Origin of the sequence: Aureivirga marina (assembly GCF_015767265.1) — a bacterium.
Taxonomy (GTDB): domain Bacteria; phylum Bacteroidota; class Bacteroidia; order Flavobacteriales; family Flavobacteriaceae; genus Aureivirga; species Aureivirga marina.
The window spans coordinates 122,228-137,383 of sequence record NZ_JADPIB010000005.1 but is presented as its reverse complement, the minus strand read 5'-3'; the positions used below and the strand labels follow the sequence as shown (position 1 = coordinate 137,383).

The following is a 15,156-nucleotide window of genomic DNA, read 5'->3' as shown; positions in this document are numbered from 1 at the left end:
AACTGTGCTTTTCCTGATAAATTAATTTATAAATAAGTCAAATTGGTTTCTAAATAAAATTTAAATGTTGAAAGTTACTATTCAATATTTTAGAGCTATCTACTTCCAACCATTTATCTAAAACAGTTGCATAAACTTGTCGGAAATCTAAATGATATTTAATGTCTTTATTTCCATCTAAGTTTATCAAATCTGGAGCCTCATTAAAGATTCCATTTTTCTTTAGATTTTCAGAGATCACAAACATCGGGCCAGCTGTTCCATGATCGGTTCCTCGACTTCCGTTTTCTGACAATCTTCTTCCAAATTCTGAAAAAGTAACAATCAATGTATCTTTAAAATTGTTTCCTTTTTTTAATTCTTCTACGAAAGAAAGCATCGCATCCGAATAATTTCCAAGAAGTTTTTCTTGCTGTTTTTCCTGAAAAACATGTGTGTCAAATCCACTAGTAGAAATATAATAAACAGAAGTGTCTAAACCAGAATTAATCAATTCTGCTGTAGTTTCAAGCTTTTGACCGATATCTGTTTTGGGAAATTCAGTTTTACTTTCATAGGTTTTAGAAGTATTAAAAATATATTTCGCAGAAGATTTCGTTTCTACTAAAGTTTTATATAAATATCCCAAATTATCTTCGCTCAACATTTCGTCAGAAGTATTTCGAATCAGCGAATCGAAATAATGTTCTTTTGTCAATTGATATAAAGAATTCGGATTTTTCAGAGCTAAAGCATTTTTTGCATCTCCTTTTAAAGCCAAAGAAAGTGTAGTATCAATTTCTAAAACTTCATGAGAAGATTGGCAATTTGAATCCAAATAGCGACCAAGCCAACCAGAATCTAAATATTTGTTCGAATCACTTGCTGTGTGCCAAATATCCATTGCTCTAAAATGTGAACGATTTGGATTTGGATATCCGATATTATTCAAAATAGAAACATATCCTTTTTCAAAAAGCTTTTCCATTCCTTTCATACTCGGATGTAAACCAAGTTCGTCTGTGATTTTTAGAACTTCATTTTTTCCAATTCCAATTGTTGGTCTGTTTTTATAATATATGTCATTCTCATAAGGAATTACAGTATTCAAACCGTCATTTCCACCTGAAAGTTGAATGATTACTAATTTTTTATGTCCAGTTAAACTCGGAGAAAACTCTAATGCTTTTAAGAAATTTGGTAAAAGCATTGTAACAGATGCAACTCCTGTAGTTTTTAAAAAATCTCTACGTTTCATTTTTCTTTTCTTTTTTAATTAACACATCTGATATTCTGGTAAGGAAACCAAAACAGTTGCATTTTGTTTTTTATCCAAACTTAAATCTTGACAAATATTTTTTGCGGTTGGACTTAAATCAGGAGTAATTAAATAATCAATTAAATCTGCTTGAGTAAAATCAGAAGTTGCTTCCATAAATCCTTCCCAATTCGTTTCTGCTCTAAGTTTTCTATTTCCTTTTCCACGTCGAACAACATTATCCACATCATCACCTTTTTCATAAAAAGGAATTGCTCCATTATTCAATAGGATAGAAGGAAGTTTTAAACGTAAAGTCAAACTAGAACTATCAATCCATTTTTTTCCACTTGGCCAACCAGCTACGTTTGGAGGAAGAAAAAGAACCTGTCCGAGCATTTTTTGAATGATAAAAGTGGCGTTTTTATTCTGATAGGAAATAGAAAAAGTTCTATGTAATCCTGTTAAGAATTCAATTGGTGATTTGATTTTTGTTCCTACGTTTTCTGTAGCGTAAAACCAATCAGCATTGAAAATATATTTTAAAGTTTCCGTGATATTATAATCAGAATTATAAAGAACATTAGCAATTGCATCAATTTCAGAAGGATTATCATAATCATTTACAAAATAGCGATGCATTTTTGTAGCAATAAATTTTGCAGTTCTTTTATCTTCCAATAGAATATCAATGATATCAGTTCCGTCAAAATTTCCAGTTTTTCCAAAGAAAGTTTTTTCTCCATAATCATGGAATTTTCTTCGAATGACAAATTCACCTTGCTTATTATAATTCCAACCAGTAAAAGCACGAGCGGCTTCTTGAATATCTTTTTCTGTATAATTATCTCTTCCGATAGTGAAAAGTTCCATCAATTCTCTTGCGAAATTTTCATTTGGATGCGATTTTCTGTTTTGTTTATTATTTAAAAAATCAAGCATTGCAGGTTCTTTTGCAACAGCCAAAACCAAATCACGAAAATTACCAAGTGCATATTTTCGGATTGTATTATTTAATTGTTGTGCTTTATCTGATTTTCGAGTTCTACAAGCAAAATGTCCATGCCAAAAAAGCGTGACTTTTTCTCTAAGAAAAGCATCCGAATTTGCAAGTTTTTGAATATATGCAAAATTCAATTTCTGGATAGATTTTGTGATTTTTCTGATTGCTTTTTTCTTTTCTTCTTTTGGTAACATTTGGATATTTTGTGGAATATCAAAGTTTAATTGAAAAGGCTCATTTGCAGTATGCTTTGCAAAAAGAATAGTTACAACTTCTTTTCTAGAAGTATTTTTATATTTTTCAAATATTGTAGGAATACTTCCAAAACCAGCGCGATTGCAAAGGTGTTTAAGTTCTATTTTCTTCATTTTTGGATGTATTTTATTGTTTAATTTTTGGCTTTGAATCCGATTACAGAATTCGTGCCATATTTTAGGACTATCCAAAAAAGAAATGGTTTAAAATAGTAAAGTATTGTTTTTTAAAAATTTATAAAATAAATTAATAATACCAATTTCCAGAAAGAATTTTGATTTCTCCATTGTAAGAATAATATGTACATTCTAAAGCACCTTTTTTATTCTTAGTTGGAATGAATTTTCCGTTTTCAAAAGTGAAGATTTTAGCTTTAAACAAACCATTTATATTATCATAATTACTGGATTCTTGTTTTAGTAAATCAATCATTACAATATCAAGTTTTCCATCTTTATTATAATCACCAAAAATATTATCACAAAAACCAAAACTTCCAAAAGCATAATTGGTTTTTCGATTACTTAAAGACATTACATAATAAATATTATTATTCGTTGAAAGTCTGTCTGTGTTTGGTTTTGCTCTAGAAATTAAATATTTCTCATTTTGGAAACGAATTGTATAATGGTTAAAATCCATTTTATCCAAAGCATCAGAATAATCTGTTTCATTTAACTTAAAATATTCATCCTTTTTAAAATAGAAATTATTGCCATTAAGTGTGATCATCAAATTTCCCCATTCAGAATACAAATATTTTAGATGAATTCTATGTTTAATGTAATCATAAGTTGTATAGAATTTTTTATAATAGCCAACTTGCTGATCTACGATAATTTTTCCTTTTTTAGGATTGTTTAACCAATTTGTAGAAACATTTACAGGAGATTTTACGATATAACATAAATCTTGTTCGTTTTGTTTACAATTTTTAGAAGAATTGTACAGAAAAAAGCATAAAAAAAAGATATAGGTTGTAAATTTCATTTAAAATTTGATTGGCGATGTAATTTTTTGCAAATGTACGTTGAATTCTATTAAAAAAAGGTTAATCTGTGGGAACTTTAAGGTAGTAAATTTTCTTTTTTGTAACTTAGATTTTAACATTTAATAGATTAAAAACAGAAATGTTAAAAAAATCTTTTCTTTCCTAAAATAAAAATTAAAAAATAGGCTTATCATACTAAAATCAAGTTAATTAAACTTTTTTTACAACCAACTTAAGACGACCGGTCATATCTTTGTAATAGAAAATCGAACAACGTTCTTTTCATACAGCAAAAACAAAATTTACTAATTTAATCTATTACAGTAAAAATGAAGAAAGTGAATTTCAAAAACTTAAAGAATGCAGCTATTGTTTTAAGTTTATTTATTGCAGCTAGCTGTAGTAAAGATGAAGAAGTGACTCGCGCAGCCGAGCCGGATACAGTTGAAATTCAAAAATCAACTGAGCAAAGAAAAAGTTCATTAAATGAGTTTGGTTATTCTTCAGTTGAAGAAATGATTCAAGACGGTTGGGAAATAATCTATGAAAGCCCAGAAGATTCAGTTCCTTCTAAGGAAAAAGCAAATAGAGGAAGATTTGTAATTGATCAAAATAAAGAAGCAGCAAAAGTTCCTTTTACAATTCAACATTTGAGAGAATTAGGATATAGACCTGATACAAAATATGGTTTAAATGCTTTAAAAGAAATATTTAAACAAGAGTATACAGGGAAAATTCCAGATGCAATTTATTTTTCAGAATCAGAATATTTAGGAGATGTGAAATTTCCAAATGTGACAGATTTCTTAAAAGTAAAAACAGATGTGGTTGTAAGAGAGCCAATTATTACAGTAAAAGCTATTGAAGCTCCAATGCCTTCAGATGTTACAACTTTTGAGTTAGTAAATGAAGGAAAAGAAGAAGCAAATATGAGTTCTACTTATACTTATACAAGAGGACATGTTTCAAATTGGAGTGTAACAGCAAGTGGATCACTAACAGTTGGAGCAAACGTAAGTGTTGGTATCGAAGGGATGGCAACAGTTGGAGCAAATGTTAGTGTGACAGTAGGAGCAAGTGGAACAAAAGGAGGAAACAAATCAGAATTAACAAGTGTTTCTGAGCAAGTAAGTGCTGTTGTTCCGCCAAGAAGTAAAAGAACTGTAATGATTATCGCAGATAGAAAGAAAAGCGAAGTTAAATATAAAGTTCCGATGGATATTAAAGGAGTTGTAGGATTGACAAAATATAAAAAATTCGATGACGATTATATCTGGGGACAAGATGCTAGTAAGATTCAAAATAGCGAAATCGCAGAAGAAGGTGTAGCTGGATTAGTTTTGCATTTAGGTGTAAAAGCTGTTGTATCTCCAGCAGAGCCTTTATAAAAGAACATTCAAACACAAATCCAATTAAAATTCGTGTATAGTTTTTAGGAATGTAGAATGGAAAAAGTTCTACATTCTTTCTCGGAGTTTTTTTAATCTAATTTTAAGACGACTGGTCATATTGAAGTCGGTGTTCAAAATCAATCTTTTGATTATTATTTCCAGTACCATTCATAAATCTAATAAAACTAAAAAAATGAAAACTCTAGTAAAATACACAAAGAAAAGTCTATTATTACTATTTACAGCAGCTGTTGTGGTTGCTTGTAGTAAAGACGAAGATGTACAAAAAGAAGCATTCGAACCAGATAATACAGTGTTCAATGGAACTCCTCAACAAAAAAGAACAACATTACAAGATTTAGGTTTCAATTCTGTTGAAGAAATGGTTGATGATGGTTGGAACATCGTAGATGATGAAATATTTATAGATAGAACAAAACAAAGAAGTCAAAATAATGGGCAAGTTACAGCCTCAGTTGATGGAGATGATAGTGTTTTATTTACGATTACACATTTAAGACAATTAGGATTCCAACCAGATAATAGTGCTGGAAAAGATGAAATTAAAGAATTATATAGAAAAGATGGAAAAAAACCAGATGGTATTTCTTTAAATTCTGGAGAAAATATTTCCTCTGTAGTAAGTCCAAGTGTTAGTGAAAGATTAGGATTATCTAGTCATGTAAGAATTAAAGATCCAGTGGTAACTGTTGAAAATTTAGATTTACCAATCCCATCGGATGTTACATCTATAGAATTGGTGAATAAATCAGATCAAGAGTCGACAATGTCATCTTCTTATAGTTACCAAAGAGGACATTCTAAAAGTTGGAGTGTAACTCTTAGTGCATCTTTAACAATTGACAGAAAAGTAAATATTGGAATTCCTGATATTGGAGGAGCTGAAGCTTCTGTAGGAATTACGGTTGGAGCTTCAGGAACTACTGGAGGAACAACAGATGAAACAACGACTTTGAGTGGTTCTGTGACAGCTACAGTTCCACCAAGAAGTAAAAAAACAATTGTGATTGTTGCTGATAAAGTAAAAAGTGAAGTAACTTATAAAGTTCCTGTGAAAATAGATGGATTAGTTGGAGTAAATTATCCAGATAGAGCAGATGGACATTATTTCTGGGGATTATATGCAAGTAATTTCCAAAAAAGTGACATCGTAGAGGAAGGAGTTGCAAGCTTAGTAACAAATATGGGAGTAAAAGCGGTAGAATCACCTGCTGTACCTCTTACAGATGAAGAATTAAATGCACCGAATCAATAAATATTCGTGTATAGTTTTTAGGAATGTAGAATGGAAAAAATTCTACATTCTTTCTCGGAGTTTTTTTTTAATCTAATTTAAGACGACTGGTCATATTGAAGTCGGTGTCAAAAAACTACCCTTTTGATTATTATTTCTAATACCATTCATAAATCTAATAAAGCTAAAAAAATGAAAACTCTAGTAAAATATACAAAGAAAAGTCTATTAATACTATTTACAGCAGTTGTAGTAGTAGCATGTAGCAAAGACGAGGATGTACAAAAAGAAGCATTCGAACCAGATAACACAGTGTTCAATGGAACTCCTCAACAAAAAAGAACAACATTACAAGATCTAGGATTCAATTCTGTTGAAGATATGGTTAACGATGGTTGGAACATCGTAGATGATGAAACATTTGTAGATAGAACAAAACAAAGAAGTCAAGATAATGGACAAGTTACAGCTTCAATTGATGGAGATGATAGTGTTTTATTTACAATTAAACATTTAAGACAATTGGGATTCCAACCTGATAACGGAGCAGGAGTAGATCAAATTAAAGAATTATACAGAAAAGACGGGAAAAAACCAGATGGTATTTCTTTAAACTCAGGAGAAAATATTTCAGGAGTTGTAAGTCCAAGTGTTAGTGAAAGATTAGGATTATCTAGTCATGTAAGAATTAAAGATCCAGTGGTAACTGTTGAAAATTTAGATTTACCAATTCCATCTGATGTTACATCTATAGAATTGGTGAATAAATCAGATCAAGAGTCAACAATGACTTCTTCTTATAGTTATCAAAGAGGACAAACAAAAAGTTGGGGAGTAAAAGTAAGCTCTTCTTTAACAATTGGTAAAAAAGTAAATATTGGAATTCCTGGAATTGGAGGAGCTGAAGCTTCTGTAAATGTTTCTGTTGGAGCTGAAGGTTCAACAGGAGGAACAGAAAATGAAACGACTACTTTGACTGGTTCTGTAACAGCTACAGTTCCACCAAGAAGTAAGAAAACAATTGTTATTGTTGCTGATAAAGTAAAAAGTGAAGTGACTTATAAAGTTCCTGTAAAAATTGATGGATTAGTTGGAGTAAACTATCCAGATAGAGCAGATGGACATTATTTCTGGGGATTATATGCAAGTAATTTCCAAAAAAGTGACATCGTAGAGGAAGGAGTTGCTAGTTTAGTAACAAATATGGGAGTAAAAGCGGTGGAATCACCTGCTGTACCTCTTACAGATGAAGAATTAAATGCACCGAATCAATAAATAAAATTAGTTTGTAGTTAAGTTAGTTAGGATTAGTTTAAAAAAGAGCAATGTTTTTGGCATTGCTCTTTTTTTGTTAGAAAATATTTTAAAAAATATCTTTTGCAGAGTTCTCAAAATCAATAATATTATCTTCTATTTTCCTAGAGCTAAATCTATCCAATTCCTTCATCATAACAAACAAACTCTACAATATTTGATTCAGGATCTTTGACGAAAATAGATTTCCATTTAGTCCACTCAAAAACTTCTGTTATATATTCAAGGTTATTCTCTTCAAAGAAGTTCAATAAATAATTATAGTCTTTTTTATCAATTTCAAGAGCAAAATGGTGTAAAGTACTATTCAATGTTTTTATGTTTCCAAACTTTTCATTGAAAGCATTTAAGTTAGATTTAGCAAATAATGCTAGAGTTTGATGATGTCCACCATAACCATCGGCAATTTTGAAAAAACAATAATTTTCAGATGCATTTATTAATTCAAGTCCAATAGTTTGACTATAGAATTTTTTCATCAATTCCATATCTTGAACTCTTAATATTATTTCTCCTAAGCCTTTAATTTTATTCTTTATCATATTGTTTTTTAAGTTTTCTATATTATTTTATTAATGAAAATCATGTTGCAATTTATCATTTCTATTTTTTGATAAATTTTACTCATTTTTTATTTTATTCTAAAACTAAATATTGGATAATTAAAAATAATCATAGCTGCCACCAAATATAAAAGCTTTTTGCCTAAAATTTAAAATAGAAATAATAAAAAGTATTCACTCATAAAAACAAAAAACGACACAAAGAAAATCTATGTGTCGTTTTAATATATTTTGTTTTAATTTTTAAATTTTATCAGGATCAATATCGTCGATATTTTCAAAATTCTCAGCATCAAAATTTCCTAGTTCATCATCGAATTCGTCAATTCCAGGAATAGAAGAAGTAAAAGGATCATGTTGCGATTTATCCGCTTTAAATTCTTTTTCAGGAGCTTCTTCAGGAACCACACCAAAAGCTAAAGCAATTTTTGGTAATTCTATGTTTTCAGAGTTTTCTTTAATTTCTTTTACTTCAATGAAAAAAGCCCACATTGAAAAGAAATCATACACATAAATCAATTTATCATTAACACTTTTCAGCTCGTCTTGAATCTTTAAATCTCGCATTTCAGGCTTGTTTAAATCATCCGACATATTGATTAAAGGAATCTCATCTCCTTGATTCCATTCATTATCTGTTCTAAAAAATGAAGCCATTTCTTGCCCATTAAAATCAAAACTATTTGCTAATGTTTTGTGTAAATCTTCTAATGAAGTTGCTCCGTCAATTAAAATGTCTCTAAAAACATCTTCTGTAACATCTAATATGGCTCTTATTTTATATATCATGATTTCTTTATTTGGTAATACAAAGCTATTACATAATGTTGAATTAATACGTATTTTTGTGTAAAAGATTTATACATGAATAAAAAAGAAATACTAGAAAAACTAAATGAGTTAACTCCTAAAACTTTAATGGAAACTTTGGAAATTACCTATACGGATGTAGGTGAGGATTTTGTAGAAGCAAGTATGCCAGTTAATTCTAGAGTGCATCAACCTTTAGGATTATTACACGGAGGCGCAATTGTTGCTTTGGCGGAAAGTGTAGGAAGTGCAGCTTCTTACATTTTTGTAAACCCAAAAGAATCTGATGTTCGTGGAGTAGAAATTGCAGCAAATCATGTGAAAAGTAAACGTGAAGGAACAGTTCGTGCAATTGCAAAAATTATTCACAGAGGAAGAACAACACATTTATGGCAAATTCGAGTTGTAGATGAAGAAGAGAACTTAATCTCTTTATGTAAATTAACGAATATAGTTTTACCAAGAAAGAAATAAATGAAACGAATAGTATTTAAAACTTTAAAAGTGATTTTAGTAATATTTATTATATCGATTATCGGTTTGTTGATTGCGTTTTATCGTTTTTCTACACCAAAACCAGATAAAAAAATAAAAGAAGATTTTAAAGAATTAGGTGTAAAACCTAAAATCGAATATCGCACTTTTAAAGATTTTAAAGTTCGTGAGATTTATATAAAATCAACTTCCGAAGAAAAAAATGTTCCAACTGTTGTTTTTGTGCATGGAACTCCAGGAAGTGCAACAGATTTTACAAAATATTTAACCGATTCGACTCTAAGAAGTAATGTAAATATGCTTGCTTATGATCGTGTTGGTTTTGGAATGTCAAGTGCAGGAGAAACTCAAAATTCTATTGCATTTGATGTTTCTTTATTGGAAGAATTGGTGAAAGATTTAAATCCGAAAAATACTATTTTAGTTGGATATTCTTATGGCGGACCAATTGTTTTAGCAACTAAAGAAAAATTTAAAGATATTGTTCTTTTGGCACCAGCAGTTCATGCAGATGTGGAGCCAATGCCAGCAATTTTAAATGTTTATAAATGGGAAGGAACACGTTGGATGGTTCCTAAAATTTGGAAATCGGCTGCGATTGAAAAAATGTCACATAAAGATGAATTAAGAAAATACGATTCACTTTGGGTAGAACAAAAATCGCCAATTACTGTAATGCAAGGAAAAGGTGATAGAATTGTTCCTTATGAGAATACTTTATATTTGGAAGGAAAATTTCCAAAAGAGCAAATTTCGATTATTACTTTGGGAAATGCAGGTCATAGTTTAATTTGGTCAAGATTTAATGAGATAAAACAAGAATTGTTGCGTATTATTGCAAAAGGAAATAAATCTGTAGACTAAACATATTTAAGTCAACATAATTATTTCAAGAGAAATTTTGAAGGAAAATGAATAGAGTTGAAGAAATAATTAAGCAAAATAAACCATTTGTAATTTATAGAAAATCTGGTGAAGAAATGAATACTGTTTTTTCGCAGCATACAGATGAGATTCATTATGTAGAAGATTTTACAGAAAATGGATTTGTATTTGCGCCTTTTGATTCTTCTGAAAAAACTATTTTATTTCCAAAAAATAAAACAGAAATTTTTCAATTTAAAGCAAAAAATAAAAATCAAACATCTCCAAAAGAAATTCATTTTGAAACAGATGATTCAGGAAAAGAATTTCATATTTCTTTGGTGAAAAAAGGAGTTTCTACGATTAAAACTGGTGTTTTTGAAAAAGTAGTTTTATCTCGAATTGTAAAGAAAAAAATAGAAGAAGAGCCGTTTAAATTATATCAAAAATTATTAGAAAATTATCCTCTGGCGTTTGTTTATATTTGGTATCATCCGAAAGTTGGATTGTGGTTAGGAGCAACTCCAGAAACACTTTTCAAAGTGAATGAAACAAAATTTTCGACGATGTCATTAGCTGGAACAGCTTTAAATGATGGAAATCCAGATTTTACTTGGGGGAAAAAAGAAATAGTAGAGCAAGAGATAGTTACAGATTTTATACTTCAAAATTTAAAATCTGCAAATGCATCTGAAGAACAAACTTATTTAGAAAATATTACAGTTTCAGATCCTTTTACAAAAGAAGCGGGAAATATAAAACATATTTGTTCTATTATAAAAGGAGAAATTACAGAAAAAAAGCATTTGGGAAAAATAATAGAAACATTACATCCGACACCTGCTGTTTGTGGAATGCCAAAAGAAATTTCCAAAGAATTTATACTTCAAGAAGAAAATTATAATCGAAAATTTTATACAGGATTCTTAGGAGAATTAAATTTAAATCAAAATACAGACTTATACGTGAATCTTCGTTGTATGGAAATTGAAAAAGAAATTGCAAAGATTTATGTTGGAGGAGGAATTACAGATGGAAGTGATGCAGAATTGGAATGGAAAGAAACTGTGAATAAGAGCCGTACAATGTTAAAAGTTATCTCTTAGCGTATAAAAAATTAATTTTTAGTTAAATAAAGCTTAATTTTTGTATTGACGAAATAATATTAGTAATTTAATTATTGTTAGAAAATTAATCTTCGGAATGATTTATGATGAATGAATTACATAAAATATTATGTTATGAGTAAAAATATCCTTTTAAAATTCAAAATTGCAATTGCAGTGGCAATTTTTCCGATTTACGCTTTGACATCGTGGGTTATTATTAGATATTTTCATGATTCTAACAGTTTAGAAGAGAAAATTACTTCTTATCATTCGATGTTTTTGAATAGATTTACTTCTTTAGATACTATCACAATGTTATCTGTTTTCTTGTCTTTTGCAGCAATTGTGCTATTGACACAAGCAAGACCAATTCACAATAAATACTTGGCAACATTAAAATATTCTATCTTTGGACTTTGTGTTGTGAGCTTACTTTATACTTTTTGGGGAGCTTTTTAATTTAAATATTCCTAATAAAAATTGCTTTTATTCAAAATCTTCATTTTTTTTATCTAGATATCAAATTATTTAGATAATTTTTTATTCTTAATGTAAAAAAAAAGTATTTTATTTGTAGTTTTATGGTTATAAAATTATCATGTAATTATTGTGAAAACAATGAACAACGGATTTATATTTAAGTGATAATTTATAGAATCCTCTTTTATTTTTTTAAATTCTGATTTTCAAAAAATAGAAGAGTAAAAAACAGAAAACATTTATTAAATATATCTATTATGAAAAAAAAGTACGTTTTAATTTTAGCCTTATTGGTTAATTTTATGGCATTCTCACAGATTACTTTTACCGATGCCAATTTTGAAAATGCTTTGGTAAATGAGATTTGTGTTGATACTGACGGAGATGGAATGGCCGATGCCACGGCCGACACAGATTTAAGTGGAGATATTTCAACTGCCGAAGCACAAGCGATTACTTGGTTGGAAATTGTAAACCAAGATATTACTAACATTGATGAAATTGATGAGTTTACAAACTTAGAGTATTTAAATTTATCAGATAATGATATTCCTGCTGCTGATTTCTCTTCAAATACTACACTTACAAATTTAAGATTATCTTCAAATAAATTTGCAAACATTGATTTATCTGCTTTAGTTAATTTGGAATATTTATATGTAGGATTTAATCAACTTACAGATATTACATTAGGAAACTTCACAGAATTAAAAACTCTTTCTTTACCAAATAACTCTTTATCAACAATTGATTTAAGTGATTTTGATAATTTATTAAAATTAGATATTTCTCAAAATGAATTAACTACAATTACTTTAACGAATTTAGTTGACTTACAAGAATTAAGCTTATTTGGAAATGCTCTTACAACAATTACGTTAACTAATAATAATGCTTTAAATAGATTAAATCTAAAAGAAAATCAGTTAGCATCTGTAAACTTAGCAAATTTAACTGGTTTGGTAGAATTGGATTTAAGTTCTAATCAACTTGTTAATGTGAATTTAGCAACAAATACAGCTTTAAATAAATTATCAATCAATGATAATCAATTGACAAATGTTACAGTTACAGGATTAGCTGTTTTAGAAGAATTATACCTTTCTTCAAATCAAATTTCTACAATAAATTTAAGCTCAAATCCAGATTTAAAGAATTTAGGACTTGCAAACAACAACTTAAATACATTAGATTTATCAAGTAATCCTGCATTGATTAGTTTAGGAGTTTCTGAAAATAATTTAGCTGTTTTAGATTTATCTTCCAATCCAGTTGTAGAAACAATTTATGCAGATGAGAATAACTTAACAAATATCAATGTTACAAACTGTACAGTTTTAGAAAGATTATATGCAAAAGATAATCAATTAGCAGCGATAGATTTAAGTAATAATACAGCTTTAGAAATTTTAAATTTAAGAGATAATTTCTTTGTTGCTACGAGTGTTTTAGATTTAACAAACAATATAAATCTTGAATATTTAAACTTACAAGGAAATAACTTTACAAATCTTGATTTAACACAAAATGTTGCTTTAGAAGAATTAATTTTAAGAGGAAATGCTTTTACAACAATTGATTTATCAGCAAATATCAACTTAAAATTTGCAAATTTAAAAAGTAACGATTTAACAGATATTGATTTAACAAACAATATTAATTTACAAATGCTAGACATTGCATTTAATGAATTATTAGCATTAGACGTTTCTGCAAATACACAATTATCTTCTTTATTTATGAATGATAATGACAACTTAACTACTCTTTTTATCAAAAATGGAATTCAAGTTGATTTTGGTGATGATGCAGATGGTTTAGAAGATTTATCATTAATTTATGTTTGTGCTGATGAAGCAAACTTAACATATTATGAAGGATTAGTTTTAAGTCAAGGATATACTGATTGTTCTGTAAATGATTTTTGTTCTTATGATCCTTTAAGTTCAACATATAAATTACAAGGAAATGTTAGTTATGATTTTGGAGCTGATGGATGTGATGCTACAGATACACCTGCAGAATTCTTAAAGTTTGAAATTACAAATGGAACAGATACTTTCTATTTATTAGCAAATCAATTAGGAAACTACAATATTCCTTTAGAAGCAGGAACTTATACAATCACACCAATTGTTCCAAATACAACTTATTTTGAAGTAACACCAACAGATGCTACAGTTACTTTCCCTAATGCAATTGGAGATGAGATTACAGAAAATTTCTGTATTACGCCATTAGGAGATTTTGATGATTTTGAAGTTACAATTGTTCCTTTGACAGTTGCAAGACCTGGAGCAAGAGCGAAATATAAAATTATTTATAAAAATCAAGGAACTACTTCTTTTACAGGTGATTTAAACTTTACATATCAGTCAAACTTAATGACTTATGATACAGCTGATACAGCACCAGATAGTAATACAGGAGGAGTTATTCAATGGAATTTAGTTGATTTTGCACCATTCTCAACAGGAGAAATTACAGTAGAATTTATTTTAAATACTCCAACAGATGCTACAAATCCTGTGAATCAAGGAGATATTTTAAATTATACTGCGGATATGGTGGATGGAACTTCAGCAAACGTTGCAACTTTTACTTTAGCACATGAAGTTCAAAATTCTTTTGATCCAAATGATAAGAGATGTTTAGAAGGAAAAAATATTGGAATTGAGCAAATCGGAGATTATTTAACATACATGATTCGTTTTGAAAATACTGGAAATGCTCATGCATTAAATATTGTTGTAGAAGATGTTATTGATGTTTCTAAATTTGATATTTCTACATTAAGAACAATCGATGCTAGCCATACTTGCCAAACATTTATTGAAGGAAATTTAGTGAAATTTGTTTTTGATGATATTTTATTACATTGGGAAGATGATAAAAATGATGGATATGTAGTGTTTAAAATCAAAACATTAGATACATTACAAATTTCAGATGTAATCGAAAATACTGCAGAAATATATTTTGATTACAATGAAGCAATTGTAACAAATACAGCACAAACTACAATTGGAACTTTAGGAGTTGATAATTTAGATTTAGATACTTCCATTGCTGTATATCCAAATCCAGCTTCTAATGTAATTCACATTAGTGCTGATAATAACTTAAAAGAAGTTTCTATTTTCAACGTTTTAGGAAACGAAGTTTATAGAAATTCAATTGAAAATTCGACATTAAAACAATCAGTTTCTTTAGAAAATCTTACTTCTGGAGTTTACTTTATTAAAGTGAAATCTGTAAAAGGTAATTTTTTAGATAAACTGATTATTAGATAAACTTATTTTTCTATTTAATTTTAAAAAGACTATCAGTTTTAAATTGATAGTCTTTTTTATTTGAAATAAAGAATTTTCTTAGGAAAGTTAAATTTC

The 15,156-nt window shown here is 28.7% G+C and carries 13 protein-coding genes; 8 read left to right on the top strand and 5 right to left on the bottom strand.

Annotated elements, in window-relative coordinates:
* Window positions 1-49: 49 nt before the first annotated feature.
* The 3 genes from I1A51_RS11780 to I1A51_RS11770 form a co-directional block, all read right to left on the bottom strand.
* Window positions 50-1,237 (bottom strand): DUF1501 domain-containing protein, encoded by a 1,188-nt coding sequence (locus tag I1A51_RS11780; RefSeq protein ID WP_196894136.1) that lies wholly within the window; start codon window positions 1,235-1,237, stop codon window positions 50-52.
* Between the two features lie 18 nt (window positions 1,238-1,255).
* Window positions 1,256-2,608, bottom strand: a complete 1,353-nt coding sequence (locus I1A51_RS11775; RefSeq protein WP_196894134.1) for a DUF1800 domain-containing protein — start codon at window positions 2,606-2,608, stop codon at window positions 1,256-1,258.
* 133 nt (window positions 2,609-2,741) lie between these two features.
* Window positions 2,742-3,485, bottom strand: coding sequence for a hypothetical protein (locus tag I1A51_RS11770; RefSeq protein WP_196894133.1), 744 nt, complete (start codon window positions 3,483-3,485; stop codon window positions 2,742-2,744).
* A 330-nt stretch (window positions 3,486-3,815) separates the two neighbouring features.
* Here I1A51_RS11770 and I1A51_RS11765 point away from each other — a divergent pair, with 330 nt between their 5' ends.
* The 3 genes from I1A51_RS11765 (at window position 3,816) to I1A51_RS11755 (ending at window position 7,407) form a co-directional block, all read left to right on the top strand.
* Window positions 3,816-4,874: a hypothetical protein gene (locus tag I1A51_RS11765; RefSeq protein ID WP_196894131.1), complete on the top strand. Its 1,059-nt coding sequence runs from the start codon at window positions 3,816-3,818 to the stop codon at window positions 4,872-4,874.
* Between the two features lie 196 nt (window positions 4,875-5,070).
* Complete coding sequence (locus I1A51_RS11760) at window positions 5,071-6,153, top strand: ETX/MTX2 family pore-forming toxin (RefSeq protein WP_196894129.1); 1,083 nt, start codon at window positions 5,071-5,073, stop codon at window positions 6,151-6,153.
* Between the two features lie 171 nt (window positions 6,154-6,324).
* Complete coding sequence (locus I1A51_RS11755; RefSeq protein WP_196894127.1) at window positions 6,325-7,407, top strand: ETX/MTX2 family pore-forming toxin; 1,083 nt, start codon at window positions 6,325-6,327, stop codon at window positions 7,405-7,407.
* 155 nt (window positions 7,408-7,562) lie between these two features.
* Here the strand turns inward: I1A51_RS11755 and I1A51_RS11750 are convergent, their stop codons facing one another.
* Together I1A51_RS11750 and I1A51_RS11745 are read right to left on the bottom strand one after the other, a co-directional pair.
* Window positions 7,563-7,988 (bottom strand): VOC family protein, encoded by a 426-nt coding sequence (locus I1A51_RS11750; RefSeq protein ID WP_196894126.1) that lies wholly within the window; start codon window positions 7,986-7,988, stop codon window positions 7,563-7,565.
* Window positions 7,989-8,252: 264 nt separating this feature from the next.
* Complete coding sequence (locus I1A51_RS11745; protein WP_231374023.1) at window positions 8,253-8,798, bottom strand: plasmid pRiA4b ORF-3 family protein; 546 nt, start codon at window positions 8,796-8,798, stop codon at window positions 8,253-8,255.
* 75 nt (window positions 8,799-8,873) lie between these two features.
* On the opposite strand from I1A51_RS11745, the gene I1A51_RS11740 reads away from it, so the two are divergent.
* The 5 genes from I1A51_RS11740 to I1A51_RS11720 all read left to right on the top strand — a co-directional run bounded on the left by I1A51_RS11740 (window position 8,874) and on the right by I1A51_RS11720 (window position 15,060).
* Window positions 8,874-9,293 (top strand): PaaI family thioesterase, encoded by a 420-nt coding sequence (locus I1A51_RS11740; protein ID WP_196894124.1) that lies wholly within the window; start codon window positions 8,874-8,876, stop codon window positions 9,291-9,293.
* Entirely contained in the window at window positions 9,294-10,178 is an 885-nt protein-coding gene (locus I1A51_RS11735) for an alpha/beta fold hydrolase (protein ID WP_196894123.1), read from the top strand. It abuts the gene before it with no gap.
* A 47-nt stretch (window positions 10,179-10,225) separates the two neighbouring features.
* Window positions 10,226-11,284 (top strand): isochorismate synthase, encoded by a 1,059-nt coding sequence (locus I1A51_RS11730; protein ID WP_196894121.1) that lies wholly within the window; start codon window positions 10,226-10,228, stop codon window positions 11,282-11,284.
* A gap of 135 nt (window positions 11,285-11,419) precedes the next feature.
* A complete protein-coding gene (locus tag I1A51_RS11725) occupies window positions 11,420-11,746 on the top strand; it encodes a hypothetical protein (RefSeq protein WP_196894119.1) in 327 nt (108 codons plus the stop codon).
* Between the two features lie 278 nt (window positions 11,747-12,024).
* Entirely contained in the window at window positions 12,025-15,060 is a 3,036-nt protein-coding gene (locus tag I1A51_RS11720; RefSeq protein WP_196894117.1) for a DUF7619 domain-containing protein, read from the top strand.
* Window positions 15,061-15,156 lie beyond the last annotated feature (96 nt).

Bases quoted from the DNA above. Each gene is read 5' to 3' on its own strand.
- I1A51_RS11755 (WP_196894127.1), top strand. From the start codon at position 6,325: ATGAAAACTCTAGTAAAATATACAAAGAAAAGTCTATTAATACTATTT.
- I1A51_RS11775 (WP_196894134.1), bottom strand. From the start codon at position 2,608: ATGAAGAAAATAGAACTTAAACACCTTTGCAATCGCGCTGGTTTTGGA.
- I1A51_RS11730 (WP_196894121.1), top strand. From the start codon at position 10,226: ATGAATAGAGTTGAAGAAATAATTAAGCAAAATAAACCATTTGTAATT.
- I1A51_RS11760 (WP_196894129.1), top strand. From the start codon at position 5,071: ATGAAAACTCTAGTAAAATACACAAAGAAAAGTCTATTATTACTATTT.
- I1A51_RS11725 (WP_196894119.1), top strand. From the start codon at position 11,420: ATGAGTAAAAATATCCTTTTAAAATTCAAAATTGCAATTGCAGTGGCA.
- I1A51_RS11720 (WP_196894117.1), top strand. From the start codon at position 12,025: ATGAAAAAAAAGTACGTTTTAATTTTAGCCTTATTGGTTAATTTTATG.
- I1A51_RS11750 (WP_196894126.1), bottom strand. From the start codon at position 7,988: ATGATAAAGAATAAAATTAAAGGCTTAGGAGAAATAATATTAAGAGTT.
- I1A51_RS11740 (WP_196894124.1), top strand. From the start codon at position 8,874: ATGAATAAAAAAGAAATACTAGAAAAACTAAATGAGTTAACTCCTAAA.
- I1A51_RS11745 (WP_231374023.1), bottom strand. From the start codon at position 8,798: ATGATATATAAAATAAGAGCCATATTAGATGTTACAGAAGATGTTTTT.
- I1A51_RS11735 (WP_196894123.1), top strand. From the start codon at position 9,294: ATGAAACGAATAGTATTTAAAACTTTAAAAGTGATTTTAGTAATATTT.
- I1A51_RS11765 (WP_196894131.1), top strand. From the start codon at position 3,816: ATGAAGAAAGTGAATTTCAAAAACTTAAAGAATGCAGCTATTGTTTTA.
- I1A51_RS11780 (WP_196894136.1), bottom strand. From the start codon at position 1,237: ATGAAACGTAGAGATTTTTTAAAAACTACAGGAGTTGCATCTGTTACA.
- I1A51_RS11770 (WP_196894133.1), bottom strand. From the start codon at position 3,485: ATGAAATTTACAACCTATATCTTTTTTTTATGCTTTTTTCTGTACAAT.